The sequence below is a fragment of the Pseudomonas sp. G166 genome (genome assembly GCF_037027455.2).
In the GTDB taxonomy this organism is placed as follows: Bacteria; Pseudomonadota; Gammaproteobacteria; order Pseudomonadales; family Pseudomonadaceae; genus Aquipseudomonas.
Genome location: NZ_CP146985.1, coordinates 2,166,269 through 2,186,477, shown reverse-complemented (window position 1 = coordinate 2,186,477; position 20,209 = coordinate 2,166,269). Strand labels below are relative to the sequence as shown.

Below are 20,209 nucleotides of genomic sequence, written 5' to 3'. Positions count from 1 at the left end.
GATTCTAAGTTTTTTTGGTGAAAGCAAAAACGAGTGCTGAATGGCCTACAGACACTTAAGAGCCGCTTTATAACAAGGGCTCTAAAAAACTGTCAAGGAAGCCCCCCAGGCAAATGCGTATTAATGCGTACTAATTCTTTCCTTAGAGTCAGACTCGCGCTTTTCGTCCTTCGCGACTATCTCCGGAGCCACATCCGGCAAGGGCTCCGGCGCGTATTGCAGCGCAATTTGCAGGACCTCGTCAATCCATTTAACCGGTTTGATCTGAAGATCCTGCTTAATGTTGTCAGGAATTTCCTTCAGATCGCGAACATTCTCTTCAGGAATGATCACGGTCTTGATCCCGCCACGGTGCGCCGCCAGCAGTTTTTCCTTCAGGCCACCGATCGCCAATACCTGGCCACGCAGCGTGATTTCCCCCGTCATGGCGACATCGGCGCGCACCGGAATGCCCGTCAGTGCCGATACCAGGGCCGTGCACATGCCTACGCCAGCGCTCGGGCCGTCCTTGGGCGTCGCCCCTTCAGGCATATGGATATGCGTGTCGCGCTTCTCGTGGAAGTCCACGGGGATGCCCAGGCTCCGGGCGCGGCTACGAACCACCGTCAACGCTGCGGTGATCGACTCGACCATCACGTCACCCAGGGAACCGGTCTTGATCAACTGCCCCTTGCCCGGAACCACTGCCGCTTCGATGGTCAGCAACTCACCACCCACTTGAGTCCACGCAAGACCGGTCACCTGACCGATCTGATCCTGCTGCTCGGCCAGGCCGTAGCGGAATTTACGCACACCCAGGAAGTGCTCCAGCAGGTCCGAAGTGACCTTGACCGCGAAGCGTTTTTCCAGCGCATGCTCCTTGACCGCCTTGCGGCAGACCTTGGCAATTTGCCGCTCCAGGCCACGCACACCAGCCTCGCGAGTGTAGTAGCGGATGATGTCGCGAATCGCGTCGGCGTCAAATTCCAGTTCGCCCTTTTTCAAGCCGTTGGCCTGGATTTGCTTGGGCGAAAGGTATTTGACGGCGATGTTGATCTTTTCGTCCTCGGTGTAGCCCGGCAGACGAATCACCTCCATCCGGTCCAGCAACGCCGCCGGAATGTTCATGGAGTTGGAGGTGCAAAGGAACATCACGTCTGACAGGTCGTAGTCGACCTCCAGATAGTGATCGTTGAAATTGTGATTCTGCTCAGGATCGAGCACTTCGAGCAACGCAGAGGCGGGATCGCCACGCATATCGCTGCCCATCTTGTCGATTTCATCCAAAAGGAACAACGGGTTGCGCACACCCACCTTTGTCATCTTTTGAATCAATCTTCCTGGCATGGACCCGATGTAGGTACGCCGATGACCACGGATTTCCGCCTCGTCGCGCACACCACCGAGGGCCATGCGGACGAATTTACGATTGGTGGCGTGGGCAATCGACTCGGCCAGAGAGGTCTTGCCGACCCCTGGCGGGCCAACCAGGCACAAAACCGGGCCACGAATTTTCTTCACGCGCTTTTGTACGGCGAGGTATTCGAGGATGCGTTCCTTGACTTCTTCCAGACCGTAATGATCGGCGTCGAGGATGTCTTCGGCGCGAGCCAGGTCCAGGCGTACCTTGCTCTGGGCTTTCCAAGGCACTTGGACAAGCCAGTCGATGTAGGAACGCACCACGGTAGCTTCGGCCGACATCGGCGACATTTGCTTGAGTTTGTTCAGCTCCGCCTGGGCCTTGGCCAGTGCGTCCTTGGGCAAACCTGCGGCATCGATGCGCTTTTTCAGCTCTTCGATTTCGTTGTGGCCTTCGTCGCCGTCGCCGAGCTCCTTCTGAATGGCCTTCATCTGCTCATTCAGGTAGTACTCGCGCTGGCTGCGCTCCATTTGTTTCTTGACGCGACCACGAATGCGTTTCTCGACCTGCAGCAGATCGATTTCGCCGTCGAGCAATGCCAGTACGTGCTCGACACGGGCGGACAAATCGATGATTTCGAGAATTTCCTGCTTTTGCTCGATCTTGAGGGCCATGTGGGCCGCCATCGTATCGACCAAGCGTCCGGGCTCGTCGATGCTGTTAAGCGACGACAGGACCTCGGCGGGCACCTTCTTGCCCAACTGAACGTATTGTTCGAACTGAGACAGCAGGCTGCGGACAAACACCTCTGATTCGCGCTCAGGCGCATCGACTTCTTCGATCAGCGATACTTCGGCCCGACAATGGCCGTCCACTTCGCTGAAACGCTCAACGGTACCGCGCTGCTCGCCTTCGACCAGGACCTTGACGGTGCCATCAGGCAGCTTGAGCAGTTGCAGAACCGTTGCAATCGTACCTACGCGATAAAGCGCGTCCTCGCCAGGATCATCGTCAGCAGGGTTTCTCTGAGCCAGCAGGAGAATCTGCTTGTCACCCGTCATCGCAGCCTCGAGAGCTTCGATGGACTTCTCGCGCCCCACGAACAGCGGGATAACCATGTGCGGATACACCACGACATCACGCAATGGCAGGAGAGGCAATTCGATGGTTGTCTTCATGATTTCGCCTCTACGGCGGCCACAAGGCCGGAAACAGATGGAAGTAAGCTTGAAACCAAGATGGGGGCAGCCTTGAAAAAAAACAAGCGCAAGACACGTCTAAAACGCGCTAAAAGCAAAGGGGCCCGAAGGCCCCTCCTTTGTTACCGCAACAGGACGCTTAAGCGTCCGGTGCAGCCTTGGCAGCCGGCTCATTGTTTTCATAGATATACAATGGCTTGGACTTGCCTTCTATAACGCTTTCATCGATCACGACTTTGCTCACCTCGGACTGCGAGGGGATTTCATACATCGTGTCGAGCAATACACCTTCAAGAATCGAACGCAGGCCACGGGCACCGGTTTTACGCTCCAGGGCACGCTTGGCGACCGATTTCAGCGCGTCGGAACGGAACTCCAGGTCTACACCTTCCATTTCGAACAGCTTGGCATATTGCTTGGTCAGAGCGTTTTTCGGCTCGGTCAGAATCTGCATCAACGCGGCTTCGTCCAGCTCGTCCAGCGTCGCCAGAACCGGCAGACGCCCCACGAACTCTGGGATCAGACCAAACTTGACCAGATCGTCAGGCTCGACTTCACGCAGGGACTCACCAACCTTCTTACCCTCTTCCTTGCTGCGCACTTCGGCGTTGAAACCAATGCCGCCGCGGGTGGAACGGTTTTGGATAACCTTTTCCAGACCGGAGAACGCACCACCACAAATGAACAGGATGTTACGGGTGTCGACTTGCAGGAATTCCTGCTGCGGATGCTTGCGACCACCCTGGGGCGGAACGGAAGCGACCGTGCCTTCGATCAACTTGAGCAAGGCCTGCTGCACGCCCTCACCGGAAACATCCCGGGTAATGGACGGGTTGTCGGACTTGCGGGAAATCTTGTCGATTTCATCGATGTAGACGATGCCCATCTGGGCCTTCTCCACATCGTAATCACACTTCTGCAACAACTTCTGAATAATGTTCTCGACATCTTCACCTACGTAACCCGCCTCGGTAAGGGTGGTTGCGTCGGCGATGGTGAACGGAACGTTCAGCAAACGAGCCAAGGTTTCGGCAAGCAAGGTCTTACCCGAGCCTGTCGGGCCGATCAGCAGGATATTGCTCTTGCCGAGTTCGACGTCGTCATTCTTTTTGTCACGCTGGTTCAGGCGCTTGTAGTGGTTGTACACCGCTACGGCCAGTACCTTTTTCGCACGTTCTTGACCAATCACATACTGATCAAGGATGCCGCTGATTTCTTTAGGCGAAGGCAATTTATGCGCGCTGCTTTCGGCCTGGGCTTCCTGCACCTCCTCGCGGATGATGTCATTGCACAGGTCGACGCACTCGTCGCAAATGAAGACCGAGGGACCGGCAATCAATTTGCGTACTTCATGCTGGCTTTTGCCACAGAAGGAGCAATAAAGCAGTTTGCCGTTGTCCTCGCCGTTGCGGGTGTCAGTCATTCGATCGATCCAAATCCGATAGGCTTGCAACACAAGATGAAGGCAATTGCGGGCTTTTTCAAGCCCGCAGGCGGCCGGTCATCCCAACCACCTGCATTTTGAGCGGCTTAGGCAGGCATTTGACGCTTGTTGATCACGGAGTCGATCAGACCGTATTCGGCCGCACGCTCTGCGCTCATGAAGTTGTCACGTTCGGTGTCACGCTCAATGGTTTCGAGGCTTTGCCCGGTGTGATGGGCCAGCAGCGAGTTCAGGCGCGAACGAATATGGAGGATTTCCTTGGCATGGATATCGATATCCGACGCCTGGCCTTGGAAACCGCCCAGTGGCTGGTGAATCATCATGCGCGAGTTAGGCAGGCAGTGACGCTTGCCCGCTGCGCCACCGGCGAGCAGGAACGCGCCCATGCTGCAGGCCTGGCCGATGCAGATGGTGGAAACGTCTGGCTTGATGAATTGCATGGTGTCGTAGATCGACATGCCCGCAGTCACCGAACCGCCAGGTGAGTTGATGTACAGATGGATATCCTTGTCCGGGTTTTCCGCTTCAAGGAACAGCAATTGCGCCGCGACCAGGTTGGCCATGTAGTCTTCAACGGGGCCGATCAGGAAGATGACGCGTTCCTTGAGCAGACGCGAGTAGATGTCATAGGCACGCTCGCCACGGGCGGACTGCTCGATAACCATCGGGACCAGGCCGCCTGCGGCTTGGATGTCAGAGCTCTGCTGATAAAAAGAATTGCGGGACATGTCTCGCAGTCACTCCCAAATAGTTATGTCTTGAATACGCATAAGCCAGCGCGAAGGCTGGCTTATGGGTGTGTATTTCTTACCGCAGAACAATCAATCGGCTTGTGGAGCTTCCACCGGCTTGACCGCTTCTTCGTAAGAGACCGCTTTATCGGTCACGCTAGCTTTCTGCAGAACAGTATCCACAACTTGCTCTTCCAGCACAACCGAACGGACTTCGTTCAGTTGCTGGTCGTTCTTGTAGTACCAGGACACAACCTGCTCAGGCTCTTGGTAGGCCGAGGCCATTTCCTGGATCAGCTCGCGAACGCGGGCTTCGTCAGGCTTGAGTTCGAACTGCTTGACCACTTCGGCAACGATCAGGCCCAGCACAACGCGGCGCTTGGCTTGCTCTTCGAACAGCTCGGCAGGCAGCTGGTCCGGCTTGATGTTGCCGCCGAACTGCTGAACAGCCTGCACACGCAGACGATTCACTTCGTTGTCCAGCAGAGCCTTTGGCACTTCGATAGGGTTGGAGGCCAGCAGACCGTCCATAACCTGATTCTTGACCTTGGACTTGATGGCCTGACGCAGCTCACGCTCCATGTTCTTGCGAACTTCGGTGCGGAAACCTTCCAGACCGGTTTCCTTTATACCGAACTGGGCGAAGAACTCTTCGTTCAGCTCCGGCAGTTTCGGCTCGGAAACGCTGTTGACAGTCACGGTGAACTCGGCGGCTTTACCAGCCAGGTCCAGGTTCTGGTAGTCCTCAGGGAAGGTCACGTTCAGAACGCGCTCTTCACCGGCTTTGGCGCCGACCAGGCCGTCTTCGAAGCCAGGGATCATGCGACCGGAACCCAGTACCAGCTGGGTAGCCTTGGCGGAACCGCCAGCGAACACTTCACCGTCGACCTTGCCGACGAAATCGATGTTCAGTTGATCTTCGTTCTGGGCAGCACGATCAGCCACTTCGAAACGGGTGTTCTGCTTACGCAGGATGTCCAGCATCTTGTCCAGGTCAGCGTCCGAAACGTCAGCGCTCAGACGCTCGACGGCGATGGACTCGAAACCGGCAACAGTGAACTCAGGGAACACTTCGAACGTGGCGACGAACTCCAGATCCTTGCCCTTTTCCAGCACTTTAGGCTCGACGGATGGAGCGCCAGCCGGGTTCAGCTTCTGCTCGACAACCGCTTCGTAGAACGAAGACTGGATCACGTCACCCACGGCTTCCTGACGCGCATCAGCCTCGTAACGCTGACGGATCACGCTCATTGGCACTTTGCCTGGGCGGAAACCTGGGATTTTGGCCTTTTGGGCAGTCTGCTGCAGACGCTTGTTGACCTGAGTCTCGATGCGCTCAGCCGGCACGGTGATGCTCATGCGGCGCTCAAGAGCAGAAGTATTTTCAACAGAAACTTGCATGGATATTCCTCGTTGCACAGACGTTGGCCGGGCGTTTCCGACCCCAGAATCAAGGGCATGCATTCTAGTAGGTCAAACTCAAGAAGTCACCCTACTGAAAACGCGCAGGAAACAAGCGCCGAATTTAAGGACGGGACAAACGCTCATGCCCCGCCCGGATTGCAAATACAGTCGATCAGCCCAAGGCTCTGCACCAACGCGCCTATATATAGAAGCACGGTATCCGAACTCGCAGCTCCCGGCCCCGCAAGGAGACCGACGGGCACCCCGCGCATCATCACGAAACACAATCGCGACGAACCGATCACTGCGCACGCCCCCAAAACCGGGGCTGACGAACAACACAGAACCATTGAAAACAAAAACGGCGCAGCCCTTTTCAGGTACTGCGCCGTTTTCTGCTATTTAAATAGCGACTTGTATGGTGCGGACGGAGAGACTCGAACTCTCACACCTTGCGGCGCTGGAACCTAAATCCAGTGTGTCTACCAATTCCACCACATCCGCGTATCAAGCTTTTAAAGCAAAGGCGCCAGACCGTTAAATCTGGCGCCTTTCTAGAATATGGGGTGGACGATGGGGATCGAACCCACGACAACGGGAGTCACAATCCCGTGCTCTACCAACTGAGCTACGCCCACCATATTGCCTTGTTGCGTTACTTGTGCCAAAGCTGCCTAATGGCGCACCCGGCAGGACTCGAACCTGCGACCATCCGCTTAGAAGGCGGATGCTCTATCCAGCTGAGCTACGGGCGCCTTTTTAATCTGTATTCTTGGACGATTACAAACTAAGTGCTTTCAGCTTTGCCGAGTTCAAACAACTAACTCCGCTCCACCTTCTTAACCAGTGCTAGGCTGTGCCCGACAAGTGCGACGAATGTTATAGACGGCCTGATAGGTCGTCAACTCTTTTTTAAAAAAAATTCATTTAATTAAAGGGCTTAGGGGAATTTGCAGACCAAGCGCCTTTGCCCTCACGCCTCGGCATGCGAGAATGCGTTCTCTTTTTTTCCCCTCTCGATGGTTAACCACGCGCAATGACTGCACAACTTATCGACGGCAAATCGATCGCCGCCAGCCTGCGCCAGCAGATCGCCCAACGCGTCACCGAGCGCCGCCAGCAAGGCTTGCGCACGCCTGGCCTTGCGGTGATTCTGGTCGGCAGCGATCCTGCCTCTCAGGTTTATGTCTCGCACAAGCGTAAAGACTGTGAAGAGGTCGGCTTCCTTTCCCAGGCCTACGACCTGCCTTCCGAAACCACTCAACAAGCGCTGGCCGAGCTGATTGATCGCCTGAACGACGATCCGAATATCGACGGCGTCCTGCTCCAGCTGCCCCTGCCCGAACACCTCGACGCCTCCAAACTGCTGGAGCGTATCCGCCCGGACAAAGACGTCGACGGTTTCCATCCTTATAACGTCGGCCGTCTGGCCCAGCGCATCCCGTTGCTGCGCCCCTGCACCCCCAAAGGCATCATGACCCTGCTGGAAAGCACCGGCGTGGACCTTTATGGGCTTGATGCAGTCGTCGTGGGCGCGTCCAACATCGTTGGCCGACCGATGGCCATGGAGTTGCTGCTGGCCGGCTGCACAGTCACGGTGACCCACCGTTTCACCAAGGACCTGGCGGGCCACGTTGGGCGCGCCGACCTGGTGGTAGTCGCCGCCGGCAAGCCCGGCCTGGTGAAAGGTGAATGGATCAAGGAAGGCGCCATCGTCATCGACGTGGGCATCAACCGCCAGGAAGACGGCAAGCTGGTGGGTGACGTAGTCTACGAGACCGCCCTGCCCCGCGCCGGCTGGATCACACCCGTACCAGGCGGCGTCGGCCCGATGACCCGCGCGTGCCTGCTGGAAAACACGCTCTACGCGGCCGAAACGCTGCATAGCTGATACACCGCTTCAATCCAGCCGCCCCCCCTGTGGGAGCGAGCTTGCTCGCGATAGCCTCGGATCAGCCAGCATCAATGGTGGCTGACATACCGCTATCACGAGCAAGCTCGCTCCCACAGGTGCTTTGGTCGTCCGCTCTTGAATCGACAGACAACCGTCGGTGGTTGTTACTGAAATCCCCCAAATTACAAATTTTTCAGATTCGATTCGCCAGAATCTCCCTTCATTAAACTTTATTTATTCACAAGCCCCTGCGGCACAGGCATATAGCGCTGCTGTCGCCCATACTCATAAAATGCGACGTTTTTTAGAAAACCGTCGCCAACGGCACCTTCAACTCCATCGAGCCTACTCGCGTGAAAATCCGTCTTTCGATCCTTAGCCTGTTCATCGCTTTCACAGGCACCTTTATCACGCAAAATGTCGACGCGCAGGAAACCATCGCGGCCCCACGAGACACTTCAAAACTTCAAGTCGCCTCGGGCAGTGCGATCCTGCTTGATCTGCAGACAGATAAAGTCGTTTATTCCAGCAACCCGGACGTGGTGGTACCGATCGCCTCGGTCACCAAGTTGATGACCGGCCTGATCGTGCTGGATGCCAAACAGAACCTGGATGAATATATCTCCATCACTATTGCCAACACGCCAGAGATGAAAGGTGTGTTTTCCCGAGTCAAGCTCAACAGTGAACTGTCACGCCGGGACGTACTGCTGATCGCCCTGATGTCCTCGGAAAACCGCGCCGCCGCGAGCCTCGCGCATCATTACCCAGGCGGGTATGCGGCATTCATCGCAGCCATGAACGCCAAGGCCAAGTCGCTGGGCATGACCAGCACCCATTATGTCGAGCCCACCGGCCTGTCGATCCACAACGTTTCCACCGCCCGGGACCTGACCAAGCTACTGATCGCCGCCCGTAAGTATCCGCTGCTGAGCGAGCTGAGCACGACCAAGGAAAAAACCGTCACCTTCCGCAAACCGGTGTATAGCCTGGGCTTTCGCAATACCGATCACCTGATCCACAAGGCCAATTGGGACATCCAGCTGACCAAGACCGGCTTCACCAACCAGGCTGGCCACTGCCTGGTGCTGGTGACAAAAATGGGTAATCGTCCGATGGCGCTGGTGATCCTTGACGCCTTCGGCAAATACACCCACTTCGCCGATGCCAGCCGCATTCGTAGTTGGGTAGAAACCGGCAAAAGCGCCAACGTGCCGGCTGTTGCCCTTCAATACAAAGCAGCGAAGAACCTCAAGAGCCGCCAGAGCGGTGTGGTAGAAGCGTCGCAGTAAACCGCGCGTCGCCCTAAAAAAAGCCCCGATTCGTCGGGGCTTTTTTGTTCATCAAGGCTTAAGGTTACCCAGCGGATCATAGGCCTCGGAACGAGGCTGTTGCTGCTTATCCTCATCATCCCGGGGCGCCTTGGCCGGTCCTATCGGATCGACTTGCGGGTCGCCGAGATCCGGGGAATCGGGATCGAACCCCAATTCATCGTCACCGGAAGAATGCTCTGAAGAATGGGGCCCTGTAGGTGTTTTCGACTGTGCCATGCCTGCCTCCTCGAATCATGGCCCGGAAACTCCGGACCCTGAAGATAGGAGCCTCAGGCGTGCCGGGTCGTGCCCGACAGGTGACGAACGGGGCGAGCGATCAGTGGACGGTGTTCAGGGCTTTGGTAGCCCGGGCCGCTTCTTGCTCCTGCCCTGCCCCGGCGAGCTCATCCGCCGCTTTCAGCCAGCGCTGTGAGTTGACATTGGCCGGCAACTGCGTAGGACGCTGGAGCAGAACCGCCCAACCGCCTGCGCTTTTGAAGGCCGATTCGAACGCGCTGAAGCTCATCAGCTGTCGCCGGTTCATCCCTGAGCGCAGCAAGACCGTCTGCTTCTGCCGGTTATAACCGGCGAGAATCCCGTAGCGCGGCCCGGACCAGAACGCCGTCCCACCGGTGTAGCGCAGCAACACGGGATAACCCGCGGCAACCTGCTCCAACAGCGCTGGCAGCGTGTCGTCGAGGGGATACACCACCAGCCCATACTCCCGCGCCAGGGTTTGTATATTCTGCTGCAAAGCGGCCTCGCCTCCTGGCAGGTGCAACGGTTTCTCCAACAGCCCCGGTGTAATCACGGTGCCTTGCAGCGTCAGCAGGGCGGCCAGCGACTGTGGAGCGCCCTGGTACATTTCGCCACGAAAGAACGGCACGCTGTTGAGTTCCACCCGCTCGGGCAGACGCTTGATCTGTGGCGACATGCTGCCCGCGCAGCCCGCCAGGGCCGCCAGGCAAGCCGTCGCCAGTACCAGTGATCGAAAAGAGGAAATTACCGGCAACATTATGACTCTCTTGTTCAGGCACCCGATATTCGGGCCATGCTTGGGCCGTCGATCATAAGGCGCGCACAGGCCTGGGTATAGCCTTAAACAACAGTCGCCCCCGCGTGATAGAACGAACCGCTCCGTCCTCGGTGCTCCCGATCGACTGCCTGCAACACTTGGTCGACTAGACTGTCTACTGTACTGATTGCGCGCCCTGAACCTGGGTGCTAGGAGGCACAGATGAGCCTGACGACGACAATTCTGATGCTGATATTCGGTTGGCTGAGCGTAGCGATGGCCATGCTGTGGGGCGTGCTGCGGATCACCCGCCGCCATCATCACGCGCCTGCACAAGTGGAAAAAACCGCAAAATCCTCAAGAGGCCACGCTGCCGCGCACTGAACCATCCACCGTTCAAAACTCATAAAAAAACCTCCCGGGCCCTAGACCCGGGAGGCTTGTTTTTATCTACCTGGAATCAGGCGTTGTCGGCCAACGCCTTCTGCCTGGCACGACGGGACAGCATGTTCAACACCTCGATCGCCGCCGAGAACGCCATGGCTGCGTAGATGTAGCCCTTCGGCACATGGGCCCCGAAGCCTTCGGCGATCAGCGTCATACCGATCATGATCAGGAAGCCCAGGGCCAGCATGACCACCGTCGGGTTGTCATTGATGAACTTGGCGAGCGGTTCGGCCGCCAGCAGCATCACCAGTACCGACACCACAACGGCAATGATCATGATCGGCAAATGCTCGGTCATGCCCACGGCGGTGATGATGCTGTCGATGGAGAATACCAGGTCCAGCATCAGGATCTGACCGATTGCGGCGGCAAAACCCAAGGTCACGCCAGAGGTTGCCGATTTCGGATCATTGGGTTCCGGGTCCATGCTGTGGTGGATTTCAGTGGTGGCCTTCCACAACAGGAACAGACCGCCAGCGATCAGGATCATGTCCTTCCAGGAGAACGCCTGGCCAAGGATCTCGATGACCGGTTCGGTCAACTGCACAATGAAGGCAATGGTGCTCAACAAGCCCAGGCGCAGGATCAACGCCATGCCGATACCGATCCGCCGAGCCTTGGCACGATCCTGTTCGGGCAGCTTGTTGGTCAGAATCGAAATGAAGATCAGGTTATCGATGCCGAGCACGATTTCCATGACAACCAGGGTAGCCAGGGCGATCCACGCGGTGGGGCTGGCGGCGAGCTGTAAAAGATAATCCATGGTTCAGTCCTGACTGATGTGACGAGTTAGATGGTTTGGGTAGAGGATTCGGATGCGTTAGCGTCGTCCTCCGACTTCTTCTTGGGGCTGATCAACCCACCAGTGGCTTCGCTGATGGCCTGTTCGGCGGCCTTGTGGGTCTCGTCGATTGCCTGCTTGGCAGTTTCCGCTGCCTGCCCCATCAGTTGCTGGGCGCTTTTTTCAGCCTGTTCACAACCCGCCAGTGCCATTGAAGACATCACTAACAAAGCTGCAAGTCCCAGGGTTTTGTACGTCATGGAGTCAATGCCTCATAAGAGAAGAAGGAACGCGAAAGGCGGCCCACCCATGGCGAGGCATTCTAGAGAGGAGAATACTTCAGGAAAATTCGTATTTTTAGCAGCTATACTTCGGTTTTTACGAAGCAATGTGAACCCATGCTCAATTACCGACAACTGCATTACTTCTGGGTGGTGGCAAAAACGGGCAGCATCGTTCGAGCTTGCGAGCAACTGAACCTCACGGCGCAAACCATCAGCGGCCAGATTTCCCTGTTCGAGCAGACCTATAACATCAAGCTGTTCCGCCGCGTCGGGCGGCAGCTGGAATTGACCGAGGCCGGCCGGCAAACGCTGCCCTACGCCGAACACATGTTCCAGTTGGGCGGCGAACTTGAGCTGATGCTGCGGGCCCAGCCCAACGCGCAGCAGACGCTGTTTCGGGTCGGCGTGGCGGACGTGGTGCCCAAGTCCATCGTCTACCGGCTATTGGCACCAACCATGGAGCTGAGTGAACCGCTGCGTATCACCTGTCGCGAAGACAAACTCGAACGACTGCTGGCGGACTTGGCAATCCAGCGTCTGGACCTGGTGATTTCCGACAGCCCGATGCCCAGCCACTTGGACATCAAGGGCTATAGCCAGAAACTGGGGGAATGCGGGATCAGTTTTTTCGCCACCGCAGCCCTGGCCGAACGCTATGGAAAGGATTTCCCCCACGGCCTGCATGACGCCCCGCTACTGATTCCAGGCCCGGAAACCGTGGTGCGCAGCCGCCTGCAACGCTGGTTCGCCGAGCAGCAAATCCAGCCGCGCATCGTCGGTGAGTTCGACGACAGCGCATTGATGCAGGCTTTCGGCCAGTCAGGCAGTGGGATTTTCATCGGCCCGAGCGTGATCGCCGATGAGGTGAAGCAACAGTACGGCGTAGAGGTGATCGGCCAGACCGATGCGGTGAGCGAGTCGTTCTACGCCATTTCCGTGGAGCGCAAGGTCAGCCATCCTGGCATCGTCGCGATCGCCGAAGGGGCACGTCGCGAACTGTTCAGCTCTTAACTGTTCGCGCAGGTGACACGAGGCTTGAAGGTCATCAGCAACAACGCCAGCAGGATCGAGACAAGGATGAACCCGGCCGCGGCAAAACCGACGCTGCCCAGGCCCAGGGTATCGATGACTCGCCCACCCACCATCGCGCCCAGGCCAATCCCCAGGTTGGCACCGGCGATGTTCAGCGATGCGGCAAAGGCCGGGGCTTCGGGCGCCGCTTTCATCAGCCGCACGTGGCTGACCAGGAACAATGCGGCCTGGGTCACGCCCCAGATGCCCATCGCCGCTGCCAGCCCGAGAGTCGAATGAATGCTAGGCACCAGTGCCACCATGCCGCCAATCATGAACAGGCAGAACACCATCGACGCCATCAACGGATGCCGGTCCACCGCGCGGCCGCCCAGGGAATTGCCCAACAGCCCCACGGCACCGAAGCCCATCAGGCACCAGCCCACCAGCGTGCCATCGAACCCGGCCAGGCGCTCAAGGATGTCCGCCAGATAGGTATAGGCGGTGAACATGCCGCTGAACACCAGGATCGACAGCAGCACGTGCCCCTGCATCAATGGGCTGCGCAATATCTTCAGTTGTGAACGCAAGCTCACCTGATGCTGGTGCAGGTTGGTTTTCGGCAGGTAGATAAACAGCAGCAACGCCTTGGCGAAGGCAATGACCGCCAGGATCGCAAAAGCGCTGCGCCAGCCAAGCGCGTCGGAAATCAGCGTACCCACCGGAATGCCGAACACCGTGGCGCAGACGATGCCGAAGCCAATCCGGGCAATCGCTCGCCCGGCGTATTGCGGCCCGACGATGTCCACCGCCGTTTCACTGGCCAACGCCCAGAACACCGGCAGGCCCAGGGCGGGAATCAACCGAGCGATGGCCATCACCCAGATATTGGGAGCCAGGGCAGCCAACGTATTAGCCAGGCCAAACATCACCAGCACGCTGATAAACAGTTTGCGCCGCTCGAAGCGGGCGAACCAGGCGGTCAGAAACGGCCCGAACGCCGCCACCGTAAACGCGAACAATGTCACCAGCAAACCGGCCTGGGCAATGGTGACGTGCAGGTCGCGGGCGATGGATGGCAGCAGGCCAACAATGATGAACTCTGTGGTCAGCACGGTGAAACCAGCGGCTGACAACAGGAAAATGGGCAACAACATGCAGAACTCCAGCAAAACGACGACACCAGCGTTAGCCGAAGGGCTCGCTGGCGCAATAGAAAGGTGAGAGGGGCAAAGCCTAACAGAATGTGCGCACCAGACAAGCGCGCCGGATGACCCGGATATGGGTGACGGATCGTCACAGGTCCGTCAGATTTTTCATCGGTCTGTGATAAAGTCCGCGGCCTGCAAACGCTGTACTCCTTTTCGGTCCCGCTCATGTGGCCTGCCCGCTTGTTGCCCTGACTCGTCGACCGTTGCACATAAAAAATCAGAGATGCCGTTATGACTGCTGTGTCCCCTTCCCTTTTGCAACGCTTTAAACGCACCGGCCTGGTCACACAAATCGTCATCGGCTTGATCGCCGGTATCGTCTTGGCATGGCTGGCGCCGGACGCGGCGAAGTCCACCGCATTCATCGGCAAGGTCTTCGTGTCCGCGCTCAAGGCCGTGGCGCCGATCCTGGTGTTCGTACTGGTGATGGCATCGATTGCCAACCATAAGCACGGCCAGGAAACCCACATCCGGCCGATCTTGTTTCTGTATCTGCTGGGTACTTTCGCAGCGGCCGTGGTCGCGGTGGTTGCCAGTACGTTGTTTCCATCCAGCCTGGTGCTGACGACCCAAGACGTCGCGGTCACAGCGCCCGGTGGCATCAGCGAGGTGCTGCAAAGCCTGTTGCTGAGCGTGGTGGACAACCCGATCCGAGCGCTGATGGACGGTAACTTCATCGGCATCCTGGCCTGGGCCATCGGCATGGGTATCGCTATTCGCCATGCAGGCCAGACCACACGCACCGTGCTCGAAGACCTGTCCAATGGCGTGACCGTGATCGTGCGACTAGTGATCCGCTTTGCCCCGCTGGGGATCTTTGGACTGGTAGCCTCGACCCTGGCAACTTCCGGTTTCGAAGCCCTGCTCGGCTACTTGCATCTGCTGACCGTGCTGATCGGCTGCATGCTGTTCGTGGCGTTGGTAGTCAACCCTCTCATTGTGCTGTGGAAGCTGCGTCGCAACCCCTACCCGCTGGTATTCACCTGCCTGCGCGAAAGCGGCATCACCGCGTTCTTCACCCGCAGCTCGGCAGCCAACATTCCGGTGAACCTGGAGCTGAGCAAGCGCCTGGGCCTGCACGAAGACACCTATTCGGTATCGATCCCACTGGGCGCGACCATCAACATGGCCGGCGCCGCCATCACCATCACCGTACTGACCCTGGCCGCCGTGCATACCCTGGGTATCGCGGTGGATGTGCCGACGGCTGTGCTGCTGAGTGTCGTCGCCGCCATTTGCGCCTGCGGCGCGTCCGGCGTGGCCGGCGGTTCGCTGCTGTTGATCCCCCTGGCGTGCAGCCTGTTCGGCATTCCCAGCGAAATCGCCATGCAAGTGGTTGCGGTGGGGTTCATCATTGGTGTCTTGCAGGACTCGGCCGAGACGGCGTTGAACTCGTCCACGGATGTGCTGTTTACGGCGGCGGCTTGCTTGGGTGAGGAAGAGAAGCTCGCGCGTACGGCATAGCAACTGCGGTGGCTGTTCGCTCGTCATCGCGAGCAAGCTCGCTCCCACAGGTGGGCTAAGGTGCTCACGCAATGGGCGTTACACCACAAATCCCATGAGGGAGCGAGCTTGCTCGCGATAGCGTCGGTACATTCACCGACGACGTGACAGACAGCCACAAAAAAGCCCGGAACGGCCCACACCGTCCCGGGCTTTTTCATGCCTGCGGGTTTAGAACGCGCCCATGTAGTCGCGCTTGCCCACTTCCACACCGTTGTGGCGCAGCAATGCGTAGGCGGTGGTGACGTGGAAGAAGAACTGCGGCAGGCCGTAGGTCAGCAGGTAGTTTTGGCCAGTGAAGCGTTTTTCCTTCGGCGTGCCTGGGCGGGTGACGATTTCGATGCCTTCCTTGCCATCGATCTGCTCGGGGCCGATGCCGTCGATGAAGGCCAGTACCTTGGTGATCAGCGCTTGCAGCTCAGCGAAAGTGGTTTCGCTGTCGTCATACTTTGGCACTTCAACCTCGGCCAGACGCGCGGACACACCTTTGGCGAAGTCCACGGCGATCTGTACCTGGCGCACCAGCGGGAACATGTCTGGGTACAGGCGAGCTTGCAGGAAGGCGTTGGGGTCGATGTTTTTCGCGCTGGCGTGGGCTTCGGCCTTGTTCAGGACATCACTCAGGGCGTTGAGCATCTGCTTGAAAACCGGGACGGAAGCGGCGTACAGGGAAATAGTCATGGCGATCTCATGCAGGTGGTGGAAAAAGGACGAATCAAAACGTGGAGCGATTATAGCCATGGCTGTTGCGCAGCTTGTCTTTTATTGCGCAAGGATTACGCTAGGCGGCTTCCACAGCATAGGGAACGCGCGATGAGCATCGAAGAACAAAGCCAGGCTGAAGAACCACGGCTCAATAGCACGGAAATCCGCATCCTCGGTGCGCTGGTCGAGAAGCAGGCCACCAATCCCGAGACCTACCCGCTGACCCTCAACGCCCTGGTACTGGCCTGCAACCAGAAAACCAGCCGTGAACCGGTGATGAACCTCAACCCGGGCCAGGTTGGCCAAAGCCTGCGAGCGCTGGAAGGTCGCGGCTTTACCAAACTGGTGATGGGCAGTCGCGCCGACCGCTGGGAGCATCGGGTCGACAAGGCGTTGGAGTTGGTGCCGGCCCAGGTGATTCTGATGGGGTTGTTGTTCCTGCGCGGCCCGCAAACCGTCAATGAACTGTTGACCCGCAGCGGCCGCATGCACGACTTCGAAGATACCGAACAAGTGGTGCATCAGCTTGAACGCCTGATCGCCCGCGGGCTGGCATTGCTGGTACCGCGCCAGGCCGGCCAGCGTGAAGATCGCTACATGCACGCCATGGGCGACCCGGCGGACATCGAGGCGATCCTCGCCGCGCGCCAGCATCCTATGGAACGCAGCGCCGGCAGCGGCGTGTCACCAGAACGCATCGAAGAGCTCGAAGCGCGGATCGCGGCGCTGGAGGAGCGTCTGGCGCGCCTGGAATAACCGCCTCAGGCCCGGGCGAACGCCACGGCTTTGTCGAACTGCTCCGGGCTCGGCCGCACGCCGGTGTACAGCACGAACTGCTCCAGGGCCTGGATCGCAATCACCTCCAGGCCGGTGATGACTCGTTTTCCTTCAGCCCGGGCGCGCACGATCAATGGCGTTTCCGAGGGAATCGCCACTACATCGAACACAGTCTCGGCCGCCGCAATGGCGTCGGAGGCGAATGCCAGTTGGTCGGCTTCCGGGCCGCCGGTCATGCCGATCGGCGTCACGTTGATCAGCATCTGTGGCCGTCGCTTACCCAGTTCGGCTTGCCATTCGTACCCCAGTGACCCAGCCAGGGCCCGGCCGGCCGTTTCATTGCGGGCAACAATCAAACCATTCTTGTAACCACCGTCGCGCAAGGCACTGGCCACGGCCTTGGCCATGCCGCCGCTGCCGCGCAGGGCAAAGGTCGAGTCCTGAGGCACAGCGTGGGTTTGCAGCAATTGGGCGATGGCAATGTAATCGGTGTTGTAGGCCTTCAAATGGCCGTTGGTGTTGACGATCGTATTGATGGATTGGATCGCCGCAGCGGAAGGATCCAGTTCATCGACCAAGGCAATGCAGGCCTCCTTGAACGGCATCGACACACCGCACCCACGGATGCCCAAAGCGCGGATACCACCCACTGCCCCCGGCAAGTCCTGGCTGCTGAACGCCTTGTAATAGAAGTTCAGGCCCAGTTGTTCATACAGATGATTATGAAAGCGCAGGCCAAAATTTCCCGGGCGCCCCGACAGCGACATGCACAGTTGGGTGTCTTTGTTGGGATTGATCTGCATGTTCGTCTCCTTGCAGGCACATTCAGATAGACGGAGTCACCGTCCCGGCAGGTTTTATTCAATGATACGGCCAGGCCCAGCCAGGCCTCTGGCCAGTTGAGTTGCGCGGCGCGGTCATGAAAACGGTACAGACCTTACACAATATTTACCCAACGGCGCGGTAAATTCTGGAAAAATCGCTGTCAGAGCAAGTATCCCCGCGACCCTCATTGGGTCTGTTGCAGACCACAGGCGCCGGGGCCGAAACGAGGAACAGCCATGAATCGTAAACTTCCCATCATCGCCCTGCTCGTGGGGGCACTCGCGGTCACCGGCCAGGCATCCGCCCATGGTCATGGTGGTTGGGAGGGGCCCGCAGTGTTTGGCGCAATCGTCGGTTCGGCCATCGTCGGCTCGGCCATTATCAACCGTGATCGGCCGGTGTATGTGCAGCAACCGGTCTACGTCCAGCCGCAGCCGGTCTACGTGCAGCAACCGCCACCGGTCTACTATCAGCCGCAGCCGGTGTATGTAGAGCAACCTATCTACTATCGCCCGGCGCCGGTGTATTACGGGCCACCACGGGGCTACTACTATGGCCCACCCCGTGGTCATTACGGACGCTGGTAACCAGCCTCTGAGGTGACACAAAAAAGCAGCCTTTGATCGAGGATCACAGGCTGCTTTTTCATTGGGCAGGCATTGGTTTGCCAGTGTCAGACGTGCTCACTGCTTTTGAGGCGCACCGGGCCGTGTTCTATCGATGCATGCGAAGGCTCCGCCACCACGGGGATCTCATTGCCATCACAGTCGTGCAGCTTGCCATCACTGAAATAATCCCCTTCGCGCAGCGCTGCCAGGTCCTGGTAACGCAAGACTCGCTCGGTGCCGGCGGCAAAGACTGACTGCTGGTCGGAGTTACCCGTGGTGAAGTGGTTGAACGCCAGGTTCAGCATGATCGCCATGATTGCCGAAGAACTGATGCCGGAATGGAAGATGGTCGCGAACCAACTCGGGAAATGATCATAGAAATTCGGTGCAGCGATAGGAATCATGCCGAAGCCGATTGAGGTGGCGACAATGATCAGATTCACGTTGTTGCGGTAATCGACTTTCGACAGCGTTCGGATACCACTGGCAGCAACGGTGCCAAACAGCACGATACCGGCCCCGCCCAGTACGGAAGTCGGCACGGCGGCGATGACCCGACCCATGAACGGCAGCAGGCCGAGCACCACCAGGAACACCCCACCCGTAGCCACCACGAAACGGCTCTTGATCCCGGTCACCGCCACCAGCCCGACGTTCTGGGCAAAGGCACTTTGGGTGAAAGAGCCGAAGATCGGCGCGATCATGCTCGACAGCATGTCGGCCCGCAAGCCATTGCCCAAGCGCCTGGAGTCGACTTTGGTGTCGATGATCTCGCCCACCGCCAGGATGTCGGCGGAGGTTTCCACCAGGGTCACCATGATCACGATACACATCGACAGGATCGCGGCGATGTGGAAGGTCGGCATACCAAAGTGAAAGGGTGTGGGGAAGCCGAACATCGGGCCTTCACTGACAGATGAAAAATCCGCCATGCCCAGGAACACCGCGATGATTGTGCCGATGACCATCGCCAGCAGAATCGACAAGCGAGAGATGGTTGCACTGCCCATTTTACTTAACAGCAGCACCAGCACCAACGTGACGGCCGCCAGGCCGATGTTCGCCATGCTGCCGAAATCGGCAGCGTGGCTGTTGCCACCCATTGCCCAGCGCGCCGCGACTGGCATCAGCGTCAGGCCGATGGTGGTGATCACGATGCCGGTGACCAGCGGTGGAAAGAATCGGGTGATCCTGGAGAACACCGGGGTAATCAGCAAACCGATCAAGGACGCGGCGATCACCGCGCCGAGAATGGCCTGGAAGCCCCCCTCCCCGCCGCTGCCGACAATCGCCACCATGGTGGCGACGCCTGAAAACGAAACCCCCTGGACCAGCGGCAGCTGACATCCAAAGAATGGCAGGCCGAGGGTCTGCAACAAGGTCGCCAAGCCCCCGGCAAACAATGACGCAGCAATCAACAAACCAATGTCCGCGGGTGAAAGCCCGGCCGCCTGGCCGATGATCAACGGTACCGCAACGATACCGCCGTACATGGTCAACACATGTTGCAGGCCATAAGCCATATTCGCGCCGACGCCAAGGTTTTCATCCTCGGGCCGTGGGAGTGAAACATGGGGCGTTTTCATGGTTCGGGAGTTCCCTGTTTTTTGTTATGGGCACACTGTATTCAAAACTCAAGACAAATGTCCATAGAGTTGTATACAAGTTATCACCCATTACGCCACGAGCAGAGGACGGCTCCGCCACCAGAAAACACT

At 58.2% G+C, this 20,209-nt stretch carries 19 protein-coding genes and 3 tRNA genes; 7 read left to right on the top strand and 15 right to left on the bottom strand.

The window, feature by feature from the left end; translation table 11 throughout:
• Nucleotides 1-120: 120 nt before the first annotated feature.
• From lon to SGN16_RS09795, 7 genes are all read right to left on the bottom strand, one after another.
• On the bottom strand, nt 121-2,517 hold the full coding sequence (gene lon / locus SGN16_RS09825) for an endopeptidase La (RefSeq protein WP_210643741.1): 2,397 nt from the start codon (nt 2,515-2,517) through the stop codon (nt 121-123).
• A gap of 160 nt (nt 2,518-2,677) precedes the next feature.
• On the bottom strand, nt 2,678-3,961 hold the full coding sequence (gene clpX, locus SGN16_RS09820; RefSeq protein WP_013692650.1) for an ATP-dependent Clp protease ATP-binding subunit ClpX: 1,284 nt from the start codon (nt 3,959-3,961) through the stop codon (nt 2,678-2,680).
• A 107-nt stretch (nt 3,962-4,068) separates the two neighbouring features.
• Complete coding sequence (gene clpP, locus SGN16_RS09815) at nt 4,069-4,710, bottom strand: ATP-dependent Clp endopeptidase proteolytic subunit ClpP (RefSeq protein ID WP_003183177.1); 642 nt, start codon at nt 4,708-4,710, stop codon at nt 4,069-4,071.
• A 93-nt stretch (nt 4,711-4,803) separates the two neighbouring features.
• Nucleotides 4,804-6,114, bottom strand: a complete 1,311-nt coding sequence (gene tig, locus SGN16_RS09810) for a trigger factor (RefSeq protein WP_210643740.1) — start codon at nt 6,112-6,114, stop codon at nt 4,804-4,806.
• A 422-nt stretch (nt 6,115-6,536) separates the two neighbouring features.
• Nucleotides 6,537-6,621 (bottom strand) — tRNA-Leu (locus SGN16_RS09805).
• Nucleotides 6,622-6,679: 58 nt separating this feature from the next.
• Nucleotides 6,680-6,755: transfer RNA gene (locus SGN16_RS09800), tRNA-His, on the bottom strand.
• Nucleotides 6,756-6,795: 40 nt separating this feature from the next.
• Nucleotides 6,796-6,872, bottom strand: a tRNA-Arg gene (locus SGN16_RS09795).
• Between the two features lie 281 nt (nt 6,873-7,153).
• Between SGN16_RS09795 and folD the strand changes: the two genes are divergently transcribed.
• Nucleotides 7,154-8,008: a bifunctional methylenetetrahydrofolate dehydrogenase/methenyltetrahydrofolate cyclohydrolase FolD gene (gene folD, locus SGN16_RS09790; RefSeq protein ID WP_210643739.1), complete on the top strand. Its 855-nt coding sequence runs from the start codon at nt 7,154-7,156 to the stop codon at nt 8,006-8,008.
• Between the two features lie 356 nt (nt 8,009-8,364).
• On the top strand, nt 8,365-9,303 hold the full coding sequence (gene pbpG, locus SGN16_RS09785; RefSeq protein WP_210643738.1) for a D-alanyl-D-alanine endopeptidase: 939 nt from the start codon (nt 8,365-8,367) through the stop codon (nt 9,301-9,303).
• 51 nt (nt 9,304-9,354) lie between these two features.
• Here pbpG and SGN16_RS09780 read toward each other — a convergent pair whose 3' ends face one another.
• Nucleotides 9,355-9,561, bottom strand: a complete 207-nt coding sequence (locus tag SGN16_RS09780; protein ID WP_210643737.1) for a DUF6021 family protein — start codon at nt 9,559-9,561, stop codon at nt 9,355-9,357.
• Between the two features lie 100 nt (nt 9,562-9,661).
• The gene (locus SGN16_RS09775; protein ID WP_335944844.1) at nt 9,662-10,339 is read right to left on the bottom strand and encodes a peptidase C39 family protein; all 678 of its coding nucleotides are present in this window, start codon (nt 10,337-10,339) and stop codon (nt 9,662-9,664) included.
• A 222-nt stretch (nt 10,340-10,561) separates the two neighbouring features.
• On the opposite strand from SGN16_RS09775, the gene SGN16_RS09770 reads away from it, so the two are divergent.
• Entirely contained in the window at nt 10,562-10,723 is a 162-nt protein-coding gene (locus tag SGN16_RS09770) for a hypothetical protein (protein ID WP_210643735.1), read from the top strand.
• Nucleotides 10,724-10,799: 76 nt separating this feature from the next.
• Here the strand turns inward: SGN16_RS09770 and SGN16_RS09765 are convergent, their stop codons facing one another.
• Entirely contained in the window at nt 10,800-11,549 is a 750-nt protein-coding gene (locus tag SGN16_RS09765; protein ID WP_210643734.1) for a TerC family protein, read from the bottom strand.
• 26 nt (nt 11,550-11,575) lie between these two features.
• On the bottom strand, nt 11,576-11,827 hold the full coding sequence (locus tag SGN16_RS09760; RefSeq protein WP_210643733.1) for a hypothetical protein: 252 nt from the start codon (nt 11,825-11,827) through the stop codon (nt 11,576-11,578).
• Nucleotides 11,828-11,965: 138 nt separating this feature from the next.
• Here SGN16_RS09760 and nhaR point away from each other — a divergent pair, with 138 nt between their 5' ends.
• On the top strand, nt 11,966-12,862 hold the full coding sequence (gene nhaR / locus SGN16_RS09755; protein ID WP_210643732.1) for a transcriptional activator NhaR: 897 nt from the start codon (nt 11,966-11,968) through the stop codon (nt 12,860-12,862).
• Here nhaR and SGN16_RS09750 read toward each other — a convergent pair.
• Nucleotides 12,859-14,019 (bottom strand): MFS transporter, encoded by a 1,161-nt coding sequence (locus SGN16_RS09750; RefSeq protein ID WP_210643731.1) that lies wholly within the window; start codon nt 14,017-14,019, stop codon nt 12,859-12,861. The genes nhaR and SGN16_RS09750 overlap by 4 nt on opposite strands.
• Nucleotides 14,020-14,304: 285 nt before the next feature.
• Between SGN16_RS09750 and sstT the strand changes: the two genes are divergently transcribed.
• The gene (gene sstT, locus SGN16_RS09745) at nt 14,305-15,537 is read left to right on the top strand and encodes a serine/threonine transporter SstT (RefSeq protein ID WP_210643730.1); all 1,233 of its coding nucleotides are present in this window, start codon (nt 14,305-14,307) and stop codon (nt 15,535-15,537) included.
• A gap of 210 nt (nt 15,538-15,747) precedes the next feature.
• Here the strand turns inward: sstT and SGN16_RS09740 are convergent, their stop codons facing one another.
• A complete protein-coding gene (locus tag SGN16_RS09740) occupies nt 15,748-16,257 on the bottom strand; it encodes a DUF1993 domain-containing protein (RefSeq protein WP_210643729.1) in 510 nt (169 codons plus the stop codon).
• Nucleotides 16,258-16,389: 132 nt separating this feature from the next.
• Here SGN16_RS09740 and SGN16_RS09735 point away from each other — a divergent pair, with 132 nt between their 5' ends.
• Nucleotides 16,390-17,037: a DUF480 domain-containing protein gene (locus tag SGN16_RS09735; RefSeq protein WP_210643728.1), complete on the top strand. Its 648-nt coding sequence runs from the start codon at nt 16,390-16,392 to the stop codon at nt 17,035-17,037.
• Nucleotides 17,038-17,042: 5 nt separating this feature from the next.
• On the opposite strand, the gene SGN16_RS09730 is transcribed toward SGN16_RS09735, so the two are convergent.
• Nucleotides 17,043-17,861: a shikimate 5-dehydrogenase gene (locus tag SGN16_RS09730; RefSeq protein WP_210643727.1), complete on the bottom strand. Its 819-nt coding sequence runs from the start codon at nt 17,859-17,861 to the stop codon at nt 17,043-17,045.
• Nucleotides 17,862-18,119: 258 nt separating this feature from the next.
• On the opposite strand from SGN16_RS09730, the gene SGN16_RS09725 reads away from it, so the two are divergent.
• A complete protein-coding gene (locus SGN16_RS09725) occupies nt 18,120-18,470 on the top strand; it encodes a hypothetical protein (RefSeq protein ID WP_210643726.1) in 351 nt (116 codons plus the stop codon).
• Between the two features lie 86 nt (nt 18,471-18,556).
• Here the strand turns inward: SGN16_RS09725 and SGN16_RS09720 are convergent, their stop codons facing one another.
• Nucleotides 18,557-20,077 (bottom strand): nucleobase:cation symporter-2 family protein, encoded by a 1,521-nt coding sequence (locus SGN16_RS09720; protein WP_335944845.1) that lies wholly within the window; start codon nt 20,075-20,077, stop codon nt 18,557-18,559.
• Between the last annotated feature and the right edge of the window lie 132 nt (nt 20,078-20,209).